Source organism: Novosphingobium sp. AAP93, assembly GCF_001296055.1.
In the GTDB taxonomy this organism is placed as follows: Bacteria; Pseudomonadota; Alphaproteobacteria; order Sphingomonadales; family Sphingomonadaceae; genus Novosphingobium.
Genome location: NZ_LJHZ01000108.1, coordinates 119,788 through 134,720, shown reverse-complemented (window position 1 = coordinate 134,720; position 14,933 = coordinate 119,788). Strand labels below are relative to the sequence as shown.

The following is a 14,933-nucleotide window of genomic DNA, read 5'->3' as shown; positions in this document are numbered from 1 at the left end:
AAGCTTGCGAAGATCGTCAGGCGTATCAACCTGATCAAGAAGCGGCGTATGCGGATCGGTACTCATGGCCCCGCGCGTTACCGGAGCAGAAGCGGCTTGTCGATTGCAGGTGGCTCGGCTTTGTTGACGAAACATGTCGCGCAGATTGGCGCGAACCACCTGAACCGCGTCTGACCTCCCTAGATGGCCGTCGCCAGATCGACGAGCCAATCGGGCGAAGCGGCGACGAGAACGGCTTCGACGAGCTTGTCACCGCCGGTGAAGATCATCACGCCGACGACCATCAGCAGCCCGCCAAGCACGCGCTTGCCGCTGCTGCCTGCCGACATCAGCCCACCGCGCCAGCGTGCGAGGAGCGAGCGGGTGGCGAAGGCCAGCACAAGCAGCACGCTGGCAATGCCGAGGCCGAAGGCGGCCATCGTCACGGCGACCATCGTCAGGTTCTCGCCTTGTGCCGCCAGCACCGTCGCCGCGCCGAGCGTCGGGCCGACGCAGGGGCTCCAGACGAGGCCGAGCAGCACGCCGATCCCCGCCTGTCCGATCAGACCGTAGCGCTCGAGCCCGGCCTTCTTCGCATTGGCCCAGTTGGCCAGCGGGCTGGCTGCTTGGGTGAGCATGTCCTGCACGTGGGGAATGACCAGCGCCACACCGGCAGCAACGAGCATCACGGCACCGGCGAGGCGTACCCAGTCGCCATCGAAGCCCGAGGCGGCGCCGATGGTCGCAAGGAGGAACCCCGTCAGCGTGAACGAAGCGACGAGGCCTCCGGCCAGCGCAAGCGGCCCGCGCGGGTGTGCCTGCGCCGCGCTGCCAAGCACGATAGGGACGAGCGGCAGCACGCAGGGCGAGAGGATGGTGAGCGCGCCCGCGGCATAGGCGAGCGCCGGGCTGAGGATATCGGCGGCCATGGCGTCAGCTGATCGTCTTGGCGAGCAGATCGTTGATCAGCTGCTTGTTGGTCATGTAGACGACGCGGCCGACTTCCTGCTTGCCCTTGTAGCCAATCAGCGTCGATTGCTTGGTCGCGCCGAGCGCCTTCCAGTAGTCCTTCTGGGTGTCGTAGTTGATCGAAAGGATCAGCAGCTTGTCATAGGCGGGCGCGGCGGTGGTCGCCTTGATCGTCCGGCCCTGCGAGGCGCAGACGAGGCACCACCAGGCCTTGACCTCGACCAGCACGGGGCGGCCCTGCGCCTGTGCGGCAGCCAGCGCGGCGGGGGTGTAGGCCTGACGCTCGGCGGCGAGGGCGGGGGTGGCAAACGAGGCAGCCGCAGCAGCGGCGAGGGCGATGGAAGCGATGGGACGGAACATGGGATACGGTCTCCTGAACTGATGTCCCTCCTTCGCCACGGCGGCCTCGCGGGTTACATCAGCCAGTCGAACGCGACTGGAACAGGGTGGCGATGAGGATACCTGCCGCCGCGAAGGCCGCGATGGGGAGCGCCTGCTCGAGCACGATTGACCAGCCTTTGCCGCGCAGCAGGACGCCGGTCGCGGCGCGGATGAAATGGGTCAGCGGAAAGACCTCGCCAAGAGCCTGCGCCCAGCGCGGCAATGTGGCGAAGGGGTAGAGGAACCCGGAGAGCAGCATCGAGGGCAGGTAGAACGCGACGGCCCCTTGCAGCGCCGCCAACTGCGTCTGCGCCCTTGCTGCAATGGCATAGCCGAGCACCAGATGCGCGGCGCAGAACAGCGGCAGCAGCGCGGCGAGTGCGACGGCACTCTGCGGCAACGGAAGCTCGAACAGCCAGATGCCCGTGGCCATCACGGCGAGGCCCTGCACGGTGCCGATCATGATGTAGGGCAGCAGCTTGCCCAGCAGCACTTCCCAGCGCGCGGCGGGGAGGATCAACAGCGCTTCCCATGTGCCGCCCTCCCGCTCGCGCGCGAGGCTGAGCGAGCCCAGCATGATCATCGCGATCATCACTGTCACCCCGATCAGGCCCGGCAGGAAGCTCCAGTCCGAGCGGGAGGCGGGATTGTAGAGGCGCTCGGTCCTCAGGCCCGGCCCCGCGACCTCGCCGCGTTCGGCAAGGGCGCGCCAGTAAGCGGCTTCGATCCGGGCCGTCGCCGCAGAGGAAAGCGCCGCGTTGCTTTCATCGACCACGATCCGAAAGGGCCCGCCCTTGGCGAGCGGGTTGGCGAAGGAGCGCGCTTCGGGAACTTCGATGCCGATCACCGCTTGGCCGCGCTTCACGGCAGCTTCGGCGGAGCCGGGCTGACCCTTTGCCACCACCACAATGTTGCGCTGTTTTCGCAGCGTTTTGGCCACGTTTTCGGCATCGGTTGATGTGGGAGCGGCGACGGCAACGGCAACGGCGGCATCGGGGCGGATCGCGGTGCCGAACAACACAATCTGGAGGAGCGGCACAACCACCAGCAAGGTCAGCGCGATGCGGGTGCGCAGCAGCCGCGCCCACTCGACCGCCGCAATGGCCATGATGCGCCTTGGCGTGCTCATCGTCGGGCCTCGGCTAGTACGGCGGCTTCGAGCGTTGGCGCGCCAGCTGCAGCGATCAGGGTAGCTGGTGTGGTCTGCGCACCGGCAAGGCCATCGTGATAGAGCATGATCTGCGGCAGCTGCTCCGCCTCGGTCAGATCATGCGTGCTGACGATCACCGCGCTGCCTGCTGCTGCGATCTGCGTCATCCAATCCCACAGCGCGAGGCGGGTGACGACGTCGAGTCCGGCAGTCGGCTCGTCGAGCAGCAGGAGATCGGGCGCGTGGATGACACTGGCGGCGAACTGCGCTCGGCGGGCCCAGCCGCCCGATAGGTGGGTGAAGCGGCGGGAGGCGACTTCATCGAGACCATAACGCTCTATGGATTGGTCCACCATCCGCGCCGGCAGGCCATGCATTCGCGCATGAAATCTGAGGTTCTCGGTGACGGTCAGCTCCGGGTAGAGCGCCAGCCGCTGGTTCATGTAGCCGATCCGCTGCCGGTCGACACGGCCAGACCGCACGGCATGGCCCAGAACAAAGCCTGCTCCGGCATCGGGCGCGACCAGCCCCGCCAGCATCCGCAAGGTGGTCGTCTTGCCGCCACCGTTGGCGCCCACGAGGCCAAGCAGATCGCCGGGGCGCGCGCAGATCGTCACCTCACGGACCACTTCGCGGCCGTCGTAGGTCTTGGCGAGACCGCGCACGTCGACGACCGGTTCAGGCATGGCGGTAGGCGAAGCCGCCGTACATGTGCTTGCTCGCCTCAGCGCCGAGGATGACGATCTGTTCGCCAGGCGCGGCGTTGTGCCGGACGCTATCGAGCGCGATCCAGATGGCAGCGGAGCCGGTGTTGCCGATGCGGTCCGCCTGAACGAACATCCGTTCGGGCGGCAGGGCGAAGTGCGCGGCGGCGAGAGCGCCGATCCGGCCGCTGACCTGATGCGGGATCACATGGTGCGCAGCCTCGATGGGAGCGCCCTGCAGCGCTGCAGCCGCTTGGCCCGCGTCGAACAGGCGGTGGCCTTCGGCGCGGATGGCGGCGAAATCGTGGTCGAACCGCCGGGTGTGATGCTGACGGGAAATGCCCGGAGCGCGGTCCCGTCCCAGCGCGCCGAACCATGCCGCCACGATGGCCGGGCGACCCTTCTCGGGTGTGCCCACGATCACCGCCCCGGCGCCGTCGCCCATCTGGACCATGTTGACGATCTGGTCCGGCTCACCGTCCAGCGCGGCGGGATCAAAGAAGAACGAACCGGTCTCGGAGCCGACGATGGCAACCGGGCCGCTGCCTGCCGCGACGAGCCCGAACGCGATCATGAGCGCGTTGGCAAAGCCGGTGCAGGCCTGCCGGAGTTCGACGTGCGGGCCGTCATAGCCTAGCCGGTCCGCAACATTCGCGACATTCGCGGGCAGAGGCTGATCGGGGGTCGTGGTATGGCCGATGAGGTAGGCGAGATCGCGCGGCTGCAATCCGGCGTTTGCCAGTGCAGCTTGCACGGCCTTGGCCGCAAGCTCCGAATTGGTAGTGCCGCTGCGAGCCGGGTCACCCTTATCCTTGAAATTGCGCGCCAGGTGGCGGCTTTCGACGCCGAGGCGCCGCGCAATGGCCGCGGCCTCGCGCGTCCGGCTGAATCCGAAACGCTGCGCCATCATTGCGATCAGATCGTCGGTGGAGATCGGCGCGCCCGGCAGCGCCTGACCTGTACCGAGCACGGCCAGCCTTCCGCGCGATAGCCATGGCGCCATGCTCATGCGCGAAGCAGGCCTTGCGGCAGGGCGCGCAAGTCCGCCTGCAGGCGGGCCGGATCAACCGCCAGCCCCTCGAAGGCGTCGGCGGCGAGCGTTATCACATTGGCCAGCGCCTCGCGCGCGGCGGCGGCGACATCCTCGAAGGGGCGACCTTCGGCGCGCTCCAGCACCAGCGCGCGGCTGAGGCGGACATGGCGCGTCTCGTCCCGCCGGATACGTGCGAGCATCTGCGCCACAGCGGTATCGGCGGAGACCGGGCCACCCGGCCGCAGCAGGCGACTCAGGATCAGGCAGACCCCGGCATCGATCGCGGCGATCCGGGCAAGGTGCGCCAAGGTAGAACCGCGTCCGAGTTGGATATGAAATCGGCGCGCTTGTTGCTGCAGCGCTTCGGTCGAAACGGCAGGCAGGGCCTCGGCAAGGCTGTGGAGCAAGCTGTCGTGGACGCGCTCTTCCTCGGCAATCGTGCGCAGAGCCACCGCTGTGGCAGGATCGCCATCGCGTGCGGCAAGGCCGTCGAAAGCAATTGCCGCCGCTTCCTCGCCGCAGCCGAGCAGGGGCACCAGTGTGGCGAGCGCACTGGCGGCATCCGCGCCGAGCCGGACGTCAAGCGGCGCAGCGCGCAGGCGGGCGCGGCTGGCACCGAAGCAGAACGTCGTCGCGGTGGTCATGGTTTTCCTGAGATCTGGACGGTCGCCGTGAGCTTCGCGGGTACGGAGCGCGCGGTTACAGGTCCGGGGGCAGGTCAGGGCTCGCGATGGGCCGACTGGGCATTTTGGGGGTTCCAGCGCGGTCGGTTCGCGTGTTTGATGGACGCCCTGTTTCTCGAACGACTGGTAGACTTGAGGCAATGACAAGAGCTGGCGAAGGTCGCCTCAACCGGATCGTCTCGCGCGATCAGCTGGCGCTTGTGGCGGATGACGTCGGGCCGATGACCGCGCCGGTCGTGATCCTGATGCACGGCGGCGGGCAGACCCGGCACAGCTGGTCTGGCGCGGCGCAGGCGCTGGCGCAGCGCGGCTACCGCGTGGTCAACGTCGACTTGCGCGGGCACGGCGACAGCGAGTGGTCCAAGACCGGTGCCTATTCGCTCGACGACCGCGTCGCCGATGTCGAGGCCATCGTGGCGCAGCTGGAGCAGCCCTTCGCGCTGGTCGGTGCCTCATTGGGCGGGGCGACGTCGATCCATGCGGTGGCTTCGGCGATCACGCCCGCGGCAGTGGTGCTCGTCGATATCGTGCCGCATCCGGAGCCGGAGGGGATCAACCGCATCGTCGGCTTCATGCGCGCGCATCCGAACGGGTTTGCGACGCTGGGCGAAGCGGTCGACGCGGTGGCGGCCTATAATCCGGCGCGCCCGCGGCCGCGCGATCCCAAAGGTCTGATGCGCAACTTGCGGCAGCGCGACGACGGCCGGTTCTATTGGCACTGGGACCCGCGGGTCGTCTCGCATCGCCCGGAAGACTTTCACGAAACGGTGCAGCGCTCCGCCGTCTCGCTAGCCGAAGCGGGCGTGCCGGTGCTGCTGGTGCGCGGGCTCAAGAGCGATGTTGTGAGCGACGCCGGGGTGGCCGCCTTCCGCGAACTCGTGCCGCATCTCGAGGTCGCCGACGTCGGCGGCGCGGGCCACATGGTGGCAGGCGACCGCAACGACGCTTTCAACGACGCCGCGATCGCCTTCCTCGAGCGGCATATGCCGCTGGCCTGAGCCTAGCTTATTGGGCCGCCTTCCAGTCGCGGCGCAGCTTCTTGGCGAGGCTCCACTTGTGGACTTCGGTCGGGCCGTCATAGATGCGGAAGGCGCGCACTTCGCGGAACATCGTCTCGACGATGGTCTTGTCGGTCACGCCGAGGCCGCCCATCACCTGCACGCACTTGTCCGCCACGCGCATCAGGGCTTCCGACACCGCGACCTTGGTCATCGAGCTTTCGGTCGTGCCAAGCGAGCCGGTGTCGAGCACCGAGGCGCACCAGTCGATCATCAGTTCGCACTGCTTGAGGTCGATCATGTTCTCCGCGAGCATGAAGCCGACGCCTTCGTGGTCGATCAGGTGCTTGCCGAACGCCATGCGGCGGTTGGCGTAGTCGGTTGCGATTTCCTGCGCGCGCATGCAGCCGCCCAGCCAGCGCATGCAATGCGAGAGCCGCGCCGGGCTGAGGCGGATCTGCGCATACTTGAAGCCCTCGCCGGCATCGCCCAGCATCTGGTCAGCGGGGATGCGCAAGTTGTCGATGGTGATCTCGGCATGGCTGCCGGGCATCGAGCTGTCGATCGTGTTGGGAACCCCTGTGATCCGGATCGCCGGGTCCGGCAGGTCGACGAGGAACATGCACGCGCCGCCCTTGCTGTCCGGATCCTCGGACTTGGCCATCACGATGCCGACCTTGGCGCCCTCGGCCCCGGTGATGAAGCACTTCTTGCCGTTCACCACCCAGTGGTTGCCGTCCTTGCGGCAGGTCGTCAGCATCATCGAAGGGTCCGCGCCCGCGCCGTTGAGTTCGGCGGGTTCGGTCATGAAGAAGGCCGAACGCGCACGACCTTCCACCAGTTGCTTGAGGAACCGTTCCTTGAGGTGCTGGCTGCCGACATGGCCGATGAGGTACATGTTGCCCTCGTCCGGCGCCTGGGTGTTGCAGGCCAACATGCCGAGCGGCGTGAGGCCCGACTTGATCAGGATCACCGCTGTCTCGCGCTGGTTGAAGTGGCTGCCGTCCGGGCGGATATGCGGGGTGAGCACGCCCGCCTCGCGCGCCCGTTCGCGCATTTCCATGACGAGTTCGTCGGTCGGCGCGCCGTGGTGGTCGCGGCGCGGGTCCTGCTCGTAGGGGAAGATCTTCTCCCGCACGAATGCTTCGACCCTTGCGGCCATTTCCAGCGCTTCGCTGCTGATCGTCATGTGCGGACCTTTCCGGAGAAAACAGGCATGATGCAGGGCGGCCTTGGGGGCCGCGCGGGGATGAATCAACTCCCCGGTTTAGATAAGGCCGTCTTCCGGCGCGGCGCTTGTGACAGTCACGGCGATGGTGACGAAGTCGATGACGCTGCACCAGCTCGTAATCCAGCGTGGCAAGGCGCGGCTTGGCGACGCCGGGCGAGCGGTCGCTGCGGACTTCCTGCGCCACCAGATCGCGTGCGGATTCGGCCATCGCATCGCGGAAACCGGCAAGGCGCAGCGCGCTGGCGGACTGGCGCGGGTTGCCGATGATGAAGCCGATGCGGCGGTGGCCAAGGCCGAGGATATGCCGCGTCATGTCATGTGCGGCCTGATAGTCGTCGATCATCACCACGCCGTGATGCGCTTCGGCCTGGCCGGGGCCGATCAGGACCGCGCGCGTGCCAGCGCGGCGCAGGCGGGTGAGCAATGCTGTATCGTCGCACAGCGGCGGCGGCAGGAGGAAGCCATCGACCCCGCTTTCGATCAGGCGCTGGATCATGCGCGACTGGTCGCGTTCGGGATCGCAACGTTCGACCATGAGGTTGGCGTCAAGCCGGGTCGCGGCGTCCATGCAGTCGATCAGAAGTTCGCTGAGATAGGCGGCGGAAGGGTTTGAATAGAGGAGCACAATACGCAGCTGCGAGGCACCTGCAAGGCTGCGCGCGGCGCGGTTGGGCGCCTAGCCGAGTTCCTTGATCGCGGCTTCCACGGCGAGGCGCGTTTCCTCGCGCACGCCCGCGCCGCCATTGACCACGCGGCTCACCGTCATCTGCGAGCACTTGGCAGGGCGCGCCACATCGCTGACGGTGGGGCGGCGGGATTGGCGGCGGATTGCTGTTCGGGTACGACAGCGGCGCGGTCAACGGCACGCAGACGGGCCTCAAGGCCGCCCTTTCGCTTGATGACAATGGCCTCGGCTTCACCGTTGGCTCGCTCGTGATGGGCTGCGCGGCAGGCGCATTCCTCGCCGGCCGCATGGCAGCCCGCTTCGGCCGCAAGCGCATCGTGGTGCTAGCAGCGATCCTTTTCCTCTCCGGCGCGCTGGTGCAGGGCCTGACCGCCGATCACACTCTTTTCGTCGTCGCGCGCCTCTTCGGCGGCATGGCGGTGGGCGCGGCGAGCGTGCTGTCGCCGGGCTGTATCTTGGAGGTCGCCCCGGCGGTCGAGGACTTGCGTCATATTTGATCAGCGATTAGATAGAGTGCGGACGGCACAGCGCCGTTCGGGATTCGCGCCGCTCGCGCGCAGGGGTTTGGCAGGCAATGGGTTCTCTGAAGTACGGCGTCTCGGTCTACAGCTACGTCAACGACTACGCCTCGGTGATGACGCTGGAAGACGCCTTCGATCACATCGCCGATACCGGCGCGACCGGCATCGAAATCCTCGGCGAGGGGCAGATCGAAGGCTATCCCGAACCCTCCAGCACGTTCCTCGACCGGTGGTTCGGCCTTGTTGATCGCTACAAGCTCGAGCCCACCAACATGTGCGGCTGGATCGATACGCGCATCACGCTTGCCCGCAACATCACCGTGGAGGAAGGCGCCGCCGAACTTGCGCAAGACCTCAAGCTCGCCGCGCGCCTCGGTTTCAAGTTCTACCGCCCCAAGTTCGGCGTCACCTCGCACGAGCTTGATCCCGATCCGCAGTGGGAAGCCTATGTCGAGCGCAACCTTGACCTCGCGCACCAGCTCGGCGTGGTGATCTGCCCTGAAATCCACGCGCCGACACCGATCAAGCACCGTGTCACCGATGGCTACATCAACTTCATCGAGCGCACCGGCACCAGGAACTTCGGCCTGATGATCGATACCGGCATCTTCCAGGACCGCCCGCTCACGCACTGGGGCTCGCACCAGATCAACGACGAGGCGCGCAAGCACATGGAATTCCTCAATGGCATCAAGGTGCCGCCCGAGCAGTTCCTCGATATCGCGCCGTATGTCGTGTTCATCCAGGCCAAGTTCCACGACATCGACGACACCCTCGAAGACCTCAACATCCCGTGGCGCCCGGTCATGTCGGCGATTCTGCGGTCGGGCTATTCGGGCTGGCTTTCGAGCGAATATGAAGGCCTGCGCAGCCCGTGGCGCGCGATCGATCAGGTCCGTCGCCAGCAAGTGCTGCTGCGCAAGCTCGAGGCCGAATTCGACGCCGGCACGCTGGCCTGAGCACGCTTTCCGGAGATACCAAGATGCTTGAACACCAGCTCATCCAAAGCACCGGCTTCCGCAACATCGGCCCGGTCGGCGCGCGTACCGGCTTCGCGGTCCGCATCCGCATTCCCAACTATCATGGCACGCGCCTGTGCCAGCTCGACGGTTTCACCGTCACCGTCGACGGCGAAGTCTTCCCCTTCGAACAGAACAGCCTCGGCATCCGAGACGAGGTCTACACGCTGGCCGAGCTGCGCGAGGAAACCGAAGCGCGCTGGGGCCTCACTGAATGGGGCGAGATCCTTGTCGATAAGCCCGGCGGCCTCGAACCCGGCGTGCACAAGGTCGAAGTGCTCGCCCGCATCCGTTATTCCTACTTCCCGCCCGACGTGCACATTTTCCCAATGCACGAAGCGCGCATGGCGACAATCTGCATGCCCTAAAGCGGGCGAACGCTGAGCCGCATCTCGGCGCTGAGCGTCTCACCCGGCGCCAGCGCAGGCATCGGCGCGCCGGGATCGCGCCCGTTCAGCGCATCGGTCAGGTGGCTGACGGGTTCAACACAGAACCAGTCGCTGCCTTGCGGCGCGTAGACCGCCGTGCGGCTCAGGTTGGCGGAGGGCGTGATGGTCACCGCCATCGCGCGTTCCGGCCAGATGATCTCCAGCGGGCCCTGTCGCCCCGAATAGACCGTATCGACCACCCGCGTGCTGACGGGGCGGCCTTCCCACCAATCGAACGGCGTGTCGCGCTCGTCGAGCGTGACCGGCAGCGGATTGCCTTCGCCGCGCCATTCGCCGCGATGAAGGCCGATGTAGCGGGTTGCATCCGTGCGCGGGAAATAGGGGTGGAAGCCGAGGCCCGCCGGCATCGGCTCCTCCCCCGTGTTGGTGAGCGACAACCGTGCGGTCAGCCCATCGGCCTCAAGGACGTACTCCACCGCTGCGCGATAGGGCCACGGCCACTCTCCCCCGTGGCGTTCATGGCCAAGTTCCAGCCAGTCCTCGCCTGACTGCAGCACATCCCACCCCGTGAGCCAGCCATAGCCGTGGATCGGATTGTACGCGTCCTCGCCGCCGAAATTGGGCGGGATCGCCATCGCGCGGCCGTTCCAGTCGAAGCGCCCGCCCGCGATCCGGTTGGCAAAGGGCACCATCAGGAAACAGCCGACATCGAGAATGCCTAGTCCTTCGGCCTCGCGCATCACCGGCTCACCGCGCCAGGTGAACGATAGGATCGAACCGCCGCGCTCCGGGGCGACAACCAGCTGGTAGTCGCCCGCAGCAATCGCCAGACGCACTTCGCGCTCGTCAGTCTGCCGCGGTAAGCGCGCCGAGGTGGGTTTCCCAGTTGATCGTGTCATTGTGCGAATGGGTAAAGCCTATGGCGCGCTCGAAGTCGACACAGGCCTTGGTCCGGAATGCAGCGATATAGGTCCGCCGCCAGCGGTCCGGAGACGAATTGCCACCCGAACCGTGGATGATCATCTCGTCATGCACGGTGATATCGCCGCGCCGCAATGGCAGTTCGACCACCGGATCGTCCGCCGTCAGTTCCACGCTGAGGATGTGCGATTTCTCGCGGTCCTCGCCCATCAGCGGCCGGTGCGGGCGCAGGCCCTTGCGGTGCGAGCCGGGCACCACCCGCAGGCACCCGTTCTCGCTGTCCGCATCGTCGAGCGCGAGGCTGCACGTGGCGGTCAGCGGTTCGGGCGTGCCGGTCGGCCAGTAGCCAAGGTCCTGATGCCAGGTGAACACCGCATCGGGTTTTGCGGGGCGCTTGGCGAGGAACTGGTCGTAGTCGAGCGTGGCGGTCTCGCCGATCAATTGGCGCGAGATGGAGGCCGCGCGCCTCTCGAACAGGTTGTCCCGGATCTCGGGCCGATAGCGGCGCGGCAGCACGGCATTCACCAGCGCAAAGTCTTCGAACTTGCGGCCGTAGGGGCCCGACATGTCACAGAAATCGCGGCCCATGCCCGCCACTTCGCCGCGGATGAAGCGTTCGAACTCGGGCTCGATCGCGGCCAGTTCCTCCTCGCTCAGCACCCCGCGCAGGGTGACATAGCCGTCGCGGTGGAACTGTTCGATCTCCTCCGGCGAAAGAATGTAGTCGTCGCCCTGCCGCCCAAAACCGCTCATTTGGCCTCTCCCGTTGCGACGATCCGCGGCAGGCGCGTGATCGGGGTGATCGTGATGGCGCGGAACCACGTCTCCGCGCCTTCGGACTGCAGCTGGATCCGCCCGCGCACCAGCGGCCGCTTGAGGCCCTTGGCATCGGTCGTGGTCAGTCCGCTCGCCGCCATGACCGGCACGCCGTTCACGACATGGATCGAGCGGTCGCCCAGCGAATAGATATCGAGCGTGTTCCATTCGCCGAGCGGCTTCTCGGCATTGCGGTTGGCGTCGACATTGAACGCCGGCATCTGGATCGGCAGCAGCGGCCCGCCCGGCATGTAGCGTCGGAACGGATAGGGGATCGTTGGATCGCGTCCAACCTCGACCTTCGCGCCGACGCGCCAGTCGACCGTCTGAAACGAATGCGTTCCCTTGGAATCGCCCACCGCCAGCAGCATGCCGACCGATCCCGGCACAACCTCGAACTCCAGCGCGGACATCCAAGTGCCGAAGAACGCGCCGTATTGCCCGTGCGAGTGATAGAGCACGCCGTTGTTGCGCGGCATCGGGAACCACGCGTGCTCGCCCCATTTGAACTGCAGGTGCAGGTGGTAGTTGCCATAGCTGCGCTTGGTCAGCAGACCGCCCCAGATCTTGCCGCTGACATGGATGGCCGGGCGGCCATCGGTCTGCTCGACGCGGAACACCCCGATCGTGTCATGATTGAGGCCGATCGGCCCCGCGGTCGGCTGGCCATAGGTATCGCGCGCGTCGGCGTAGCCCAGCCAGCTGTCCCATCCAGTGAGGTCGCGCCCGTTGAACAGCGGCGCCGCGCGGCCCTGTTGTGCGCCGACCACCTTCAGGGTCTGCGCGCGGAACGGCGGGTCCTTGGCGATGACCGCCTGCTCTTGCGGCGTCGATCCATCGGGCGGTCCGCCCTGTGCCCAAGCGAGGGCAGGGACGGCCAGCAGCGCCGCACTGAGCAGGGTTGAAGGCAGCCGGGGCATCGCACTCCCCGTTCTATTTAATCAGTGATTAAATTGTCGGCGAGCGCGAGTCAACCACCTCCCGCACCGCGCAGGCTGGCATCATCGCGGAATGGTGGTAGGACAGCAGCGCAACCGGGAAAGCGCATGGCGAGCAAGAAGCCGTACCACAAAGAGGATCTCAGGGGCGATCTGCTCAAGGCCGGCCGCGCCTGGATCGAGGCGAACGGCCATGTCGGCCTTTCCATGCGCACGCTCGCGCAGCAGGTCGGCGTCTCCCCCGGTGCGCCTTATCACCACTTCCCGGACCGCCGCGCCTTCCTGCTCGCCCTCGCGCTCGACGGCTTTCGCGAGATGCTTGCCCAGTCGCAAGGCATCGCCGCCAGCCGCGCAGATCCCGCCGCCAAGCTGCGCGCGATGGGCACCGAGTTCGTCCGCTTTGCCGAGGAGAACCCCCGGCTGGTCGACCTGATGTACGAAAGCGAGCTCACCAGTCCCGCGCTCGACGAGGAATTGCTCGCCTTCCAGCAGCAAGGCCACAGCGCGCTGCGCAGCGCCATCGACGAGGCCATGCCCGGACTTGGGGAGGAAGCGGCGGACTTGCGCACGCTCGCTTTCTGGTCCGCGATCTACGGTTTCGCCTCGATGCGCCGCAAGGGCGTGATCCGCCCGGTGCCCGGCACGACCACGCTCACGGCCCTCGCCGAAGCCATCGTCGACCGCGCCATCGTCGCAGCCTTGGCGGCCTGACATGGACAAGCTCGACCGCCAGCTTCTCGCGCTGCTCCAGACCGATGCCTCGCGCGCGCATGCCGATCTCGCCAAGCTGGTGAACCTTTCGGCAAGCCAGGTCTCCCGCCGCATCGCCCGCCTCGAAGCCGACGGCTACATCCGCGCGACCGTCGCCTTGCTCAGCGAAGCCGCGCTCGGCCTGCAGGTCGAAGCCTATGTCGCCGTCGCCATGGCGAGCTATGCGCCGGATGTCGTGCGCGGTTTCCACGCGCGCATTTCCGCGCTGGAAGAAGTGCTCGATTGCCGCGCCACGACCGGCGATTCCGATTATCTCCTGCGCATCGTCGCCCGTGATCTTGCCAGCTATTCGCGGCTCATGAACGAGCAGCTCCTCGGCCACGGCGATGTCGCCAGCGTGCGCTCCAGCGTGGTGCTTGACCGGATCAAGCACACCACCAGCCTGCCATTGCCGCCGGCATCAGGTTAGGCAATAACCGCCCCACAACGATAACATCCGGGGGAGTTCCACGCCGCATGCCGACCATCGCCGACAGCCTCACCTTGCCCTGCGGCGCCGTGCTGCCCAACCGCCTCGCCAAAGCGGCGATGACCGAAGGCCTCGCCGATCCGCAAGGCCGCGCCACGCCCGAGCTTGAGCGGCTCTATGGGCTCTGGGCCGATGGCGGCTCCGGCCTCCTCATCAGCGGCAATGTCCAGATCGACCGCGACCACCTCGAGCGTCCCGGCAACGTGATCATTCAGGGCCCGCAGGACGAAGCCGCGCTTGCGGGTCTGCGCGCCATGGCCAGCGCCGGAACGCGGGCAGGGGGCCACATCTGGATGCAGATCAGCCACGCCGGCCGCCAGACGCAAGTCACCGTCAACCCGCATCCCAAGGCGCCCTCCGCCGTCGCCGTCGGCCTGCCTGGCAAGCAGTTCGGTGTGCCCGAGGCGCTGACCGAGCCCGAGATTCTCGACCTGATCGAACGCTTTGGCCACGCGGCGGAAGTCGCCAAGGAAACCGGCTTCACCGGCGTCCAGATCCACGCCGCGCATGGCTACCTGCTCTCGCAGTTCCTCAGCCCGCGCGCCAATCTGCGCAGCGACCAATGGGGCGGCTCCCTCGAAAACCGCGCGCGCATGCTGCTCGCCGTCGTGGCGCGGGTGCGGGCCGGGGTGGGGGCTGCATTCCCCATCGGTGTGAAGCTCAATTCCGCCGATTTCCAGCGCGGCGGTTTCGCCTTCGAAGACAGCATGGTCGTCGCGCGCTGGCTGCAGGACGCCGGTGTCGACTTGCTCGAAATCTCCGGCGGCTCATATGAACAGCCCGCGATGATGGACATCGCCGGGATGGAAGCGCCCGACGCGCCCAAAGTCGCCGCCTCCACCGCAGCGCGCGAGGCCTATTTCGTCGATTTCGCCAAGACCATGCGCGCGTCGCTGACGATGCCGCTCCTCGTCACCGGCGGCTTCCGCACCCGCCGCGCGATGAACGTGGCGCTCGAAACCGGCGGGGCGGATGTCATCGGCCTCGGCCGTCCGCTCTGCGTTGATACCGCAGGTCCCGCCAAGCTGCTTGCGGGCGCGGACGAGCTGGACCGCTGGGAAAACAAGCTCAAGCTGCTACCGCCCTGGCTTTCGTTCCTCGGCGGCCTCAAGATGATGCGTGCGGTTGAAGGCTTTGCCGTCACCTACTGGTACTACGCCCAGATCGATGCGATCGCCCGCACCGGCCGCGCCAATATCGGCATCGCGCCGTTCAAGGCGCTGCTCACCGTCCAGAACGCCGGAAAGGCATGGCTGAAAGCGCGCAAGGAGTAAGC

At 66.9% G+C, this 14,933-nt stretch carries 18 protein-coding genes and 1 pseudogene; 7 read left to right on the top strand and 12 right to left on the bottom strand.

What is annotated here, in order from left to right; genetic code table 11:
• Nucleotides 1-179: 179 nt before the first annotated feature.
• The 6 genes from IP83_RS16680 to IP83_RS16655 are packed head-to-tail and all read right to left on the bottom strand — an operon-like array spanning nucleotide 180 to nucleotide 4,860.
• Nucleotides 180-908 (bottom strand): cytochrome c biogenesis CcdA family protein, encoded by a 729-nt coding sequence (locus IP83_RS16680; RefSeq protein WP_054123346.1) that lies wholly within the window; start codon nucleotides 906-908, stop codon nucleotides 180-182.
• A 4-nt stretch (nucleotides 909-912) separates the two neighbouring features.
• Nucleotides 913-1,308: a thioredoxin family protein gene (locus tag IP83_RS16675; RefSeq protein WP_054123345.1), complete on the bottom strand. Its 396-nt coding sequence runs from the start codon at nucleotides 1,306-1,308 to the stop codon at nucleotides 913-915.
• A 58-nt stretch (nucleotides 1,309-1,366) separates the two neighbouring features.
• Nucleotides 1,367-2,458 carry an ABC transporter permease gene (locus IP83_RS16670; RefSeq protein ID WP_054123344.1) on the bottom strand — a complete coding sequence of 364 codons (1,092 nt, stop codon included), beginning with the start codon at nucleotides 2,456-2,458 and terminating at the stop codon, nucleotides 1,367-1,369.
• On the bottom strand, nucleotides 2,455-3,165 hold the full coding sequence (locus tag IP83_RS16665) for an ABC transporter ATP-binding protein (RefSeq protein WP_054123343.1): 711 nt from the start codon (nucleotides 3,163-3,165) through the stop codon (nucleotides 2,455-2,457). The genes IP83_RS16670 and IP83_RS16665 overlap by 4 nt, the downstream gene beginning before the upstream one ends.
• Entirely contained in the window at nucleotides 3,158-4,192 is a 1,035-nt protein-coding gene (locus tag IP83_RS16660; RefSeq protein ID WP_231625091.1) for a 3-oxoacyl-ACP synthase III family protein, read from the bottom strand. Before IP83_RS16660 ends, IP83_RS16665 begins: the two co-directional genes overlap by 8 nt.
• Complete coding sequence (locus tag IP83_RS16655) at nucleotides 4,189-4,860, bottom strand: hypothetical protein (protein WP_054123341.1); 672 nt, start codon at nucleotides 4,858-4,860, stop codon at nucleotides 4,189-4,191. Before IP83_RS16655 ends, IP83_RS16660 begins: the two co-directional genes overlap by 4 nt.
• 179 nt (nucleotides 4,861-5,039) lie before the next feature.
• On the opposite strand from IP83_RS16655, the gene IP83_RS16650 reads away from it, so the two are divergent.
• On the top strand, nucleotides 5,040-5,897 hold the full coding sequence (locus IP83_RS16650; protein ID WP_054123340.1) for an alpha/beta fold hydrolase: 858 nt from the start codon (nucleotides 5,040-5,042) through the stop codon (nucleotides 5,895-5,897).
• Nucleotides 5,898-5,904: 7 nt separating this feature from the next.
• On the opposite strand, the gene IP83_RS16645 is transcribed toward IP83_RS16650, so the two are convergent.
• From IP83_RS16645 to IP83_RS20360, 3 genes and pseudogenes are all read right to left on the bottom strand, one after another.
• The gene (locus IP83_RS16645) at nucleotides 5,905-7,086 is read right to left on the bottom strand and encodes an acyl-CoA dehydrogenase family protein (protein ID WP_054123339.1); all 1,182 of its coding nucleotides are present in this window, start codon (nucleotides 7,084-7,086) and stop codon (nucleotides 5,905-5,907) included.
• 229 nt (nucleotides 7,087-7,315) lie between these two features.
• A pseudogene (locus tag IP83_RS21155) lies at nucleotides 7,316-7,753 on the bottom strand (LacI family transcriptional regulator); the annotation flags it as partial.
• Nucleotides 7,754-7,804: 51 nt separating this feature from the next.
• Nucleotides 7,805-7,921 (bottom strand): LacI family DNA-binding transcriptional regulator, encoded by a 117-nt coding sequence (locus IP83_RS20360; RefSeq protein WP_197274413.1) that lies wholly within the window; start codon nucleotides 7,919-7,921, stop codon nucleotides 7,805-7,807.
• 35 nt (nucleotides 7,922-7,956) lie between these two features.
• Here IP83_RS20360 and IP83_RS16635 point away from each other — a divergent pair, with 35 nt between their 5' ends.
• The 3 genes from IP83_RS16635 (at nucleotide 7,957) to IP83_RS16625 (ending at nucleotide 9,721) form a co-directional block, all read left to right on the top strand.
• Complete coding sequence (locus IP83_RS16635; protein WP_054123337.1) at nucleotides 7,957-8,310, top strand: MFS transporter; 354 nt, start codon at nucleotides 7,957-7,959, stop codon at nucleotides 8,308-8,310.
• Nucleotides 8,311-8,387: 77 nt separating this feature from the next.
• Complete coding sequence (locus IP83_RS16630; RefSeq protein ID WP_054123336.1) at nucleotides 8,388-9,293, top strand: sugar phosphate isomerase/epimerase; 906 nt, start codon at nucleotides 8,388-8,390, stop codon at nucleotides 9,291-9,293.
• A gap of 23 nt (nucleotides 9,294-9,316) precedes the next feature.
• A complete protein-coding gene (locus tag IP83_RS16625; protein WP_054123335.1) occupies nucleotides 9,317-9,721 on the top strand; it encodes a DUF6379 domain-containing protein in 405 nt (134 codons plus the stop codon).
• Here IP83_RS16625 and IP83_RS16620 read toward each other — a convergent pair.
• Genes IP83_RS16620 through IP83_RS16610 form a run of 3 tightly spaced genes read right to left on the bottom strand, consistent with a single transcriptional unit; the run spans nucleotide 9,718 to nucleotide 12,399 of the window.
• Entirely contained in the window at nucleotides 9,718-10,578 is an 861-nt protein-coding gene (locus tag IP83_RS16620; RefSeq protein ID WP_054123334.1) for an aldose 1-epimerase, read from the bottom strand. The genes IP83_RS16625 and IP83_RS16620 overlap by 4 nt on opposite strands.
• A gap of 10 nt (nucleotides 10,579-10,588) precedes the next feature.
• On the bottom strand, nucleotides 10,589-11,416 hold the full coding sequence (locus tag IP83_RS16615; RefSeq protein ID WP_054123333.1) for a phytanoyl-CoA dioxygenase family protein: 828 nt from the start codon (nucleotides 11,414-11,416) through the stop codon (nucleotides 10,589-10,591).
• Nucleotides 11,413-12,399 (bottom strand): DUF1080 domain-containing protein, encoded by a 987-nt coding sequence (locus IP83_RS16610; RefSeq protein WP_054123332.1) that lies wholly within the window; start codon nucleotides 12,397-12,399, stop codon nucleotides 11,413-11,415. The genes IP83_RS16615 and IP83_RS16610 overlap by 4 nt, the downstream gene beginning before the upstream one ends.
• 126 nt (nucleotides 12,400-12,525) lie before the next feature.
• Here IP83_RS16610 and IP83_RS16605 point away from each other — a divergent pair, with 126 nt between their 5' ends.
• The 3 genes from IP83_RS16605 to IP83_RS16595 are packed head-to-tail and all read left to right on the top strand — an operon-like array spanning nucleotide 12,526 to nucleotide 14,931.
• Entirely contained in the window at nucleotides 12,526-13,128 is a 603-nt protein-coding gene (locus tag IP83_RS16605; RefSeq protein ID WP_054123331.1) for a TetR/AcrR family transcriptional regulator, read from the top strand.
• A gap of 1 nt (nucleotide 13,129) precedes the next feature.
• Nucleotides 13,130-13,597: an Lrp/AsnC family transcriptional regulator gene (locus IP83_RS16600; protein WP_054123330.1), complete on the top strand. Its 468-nt coding sequence runs from the start codon at nucleotides 13,130-13,132 to the stop codon at nucleotides 13,595-13,597.
• A 47-nt stretch (nucleotides 13,598-13,644) separates the two neighbouring features.
• A complete protein-coding gene (locus tag IP83_RS16595) occupies nucleotides 13,645-14,931 on the top strand; it encodes an NADH:flavin oxidoreductase/NADH oxidase family protein (RefSeq protein ID WP_054123329.1) in 1,287 nt (428 codons plus the stop codon).
• Nucleotides 14,932-14,933 lie beyond the last annotated feature (2 nt).

What these genes read in the sequence shown, in the direction of transcription:
- IP83_RS16610 (WP_054123332.1), bottom strand. Translation starts at nt 12,399, where the DNA reads ATGCCCCGGCTGCCTTCAACCCTGCTCAGTGCGGCGCTGCTGGCCGTC.
- IP83_RS16660 (WP_231625091.1), bottom strand. Translation starts at nt 4,192, where the DNA reads ATGAGCATGGCGCCATGGCTATCGCGCGGAAGGCTGGCCGTGCTCGGT.
- IP83_RS16665 (WP_054123343.1), bottom strand. Translation starts at nt 3,165, where the DNA reads ATGCCTGAACCGGTCGTCGACGTGCGCGGTCTCGCCAAGACCTACGAC.
- IP83_RS16605 (WP_054123331.1), top strand. Translation starts at nt 12,526, where the DNA reads ATGGCGAGCAAGAAGCCGTACCACAAAGAGGATCTCAGGGGCGATCTG.
- IP83_RS16615 (WP_054123333.1), bottom strand. Translation starts at nt 11,416, where the DNA reads ATGAGCGGTTTTGGGCGGCAGGGCGACGACTACATTCTTTCGCCGGAG.
- IP83_RS16600 (WP_054123330.1), top strand. Translation starts at nt 13,130, where the DNA reads ATGGACAAGCTCGACCGCCAGCTTCTCGCGCTGCTCCAGACCGATGCC.
- IP83_RS16675 (WP_054123345.1), bottom strand. Translation starts at nt 1,308, where the DNA reads ATGTTCCGTCCCATCGCTTCCATCGCCCTCGCCGCTGCTGCGGCTGCC.
- IP83_RS16680 (WP_054123346.1), bottom strand. Translation starts at nt 908, where the DNA reads ATGGCCGCCGATATCCTCAGCCCGGCGCTCGCCTATGCCGCGGGCGCG.
- IP83_RS16655 (WP_054123341.1), bottom strand. Translation starts at nt 4,860, where the DNA reads ATGACCACCGCGACGACGTTCTGCTTCGGTGCCAGCCGCGCCCGCCTG.
- IP83_RS16670 (WP_054123344.1), bottom strand. Translation starts at nt 2,458, where the DNA reads ATGAGCACGCCAAGGCGCATCATGGCCATTGCGGCGGTCGAGTGGGCG.
- IP83_RS16645 (WP_054123339.1), bottom strand. Translation starts at nt 7,086, where the DNA reads ATGACGATCAGCAGCGAAGCGCTGGAAATGGCCGCAAGGGTCGAAGCA.
- IP83_RS16595 (WP_054123329.1), top strand. Translation starts at nt 13,645, where the DNA reads ATGCCGACCATCGCCGACAGCCTCACCTTGCCCTGCGGCGCCGTGCTG.
- IP83_RS16625 (WP_054123335.1), top strand. Translation starts at nt 9,317, where the DNA reads ATGCTTGAACACCAGCTCATCCAAAGCACCGGCTTCCGCAACATCGGC.
- IP83_RS16650 (WP_054123340.1), top strand. Translation starts at nt 5,040, where the DNA reads ATGACAAGAGCTGGCGAAGGTCGCCTCAACCGGATCGTCTCGCGCGAT.
- IP83_RS16630 (WP_054123336.1), top strand. Translation starts at nt 8,388, where the DNA reads ATGGGTTCTCTGAAGTACGGCGTCTCGGTCTACAGCTACGTCAACGAC.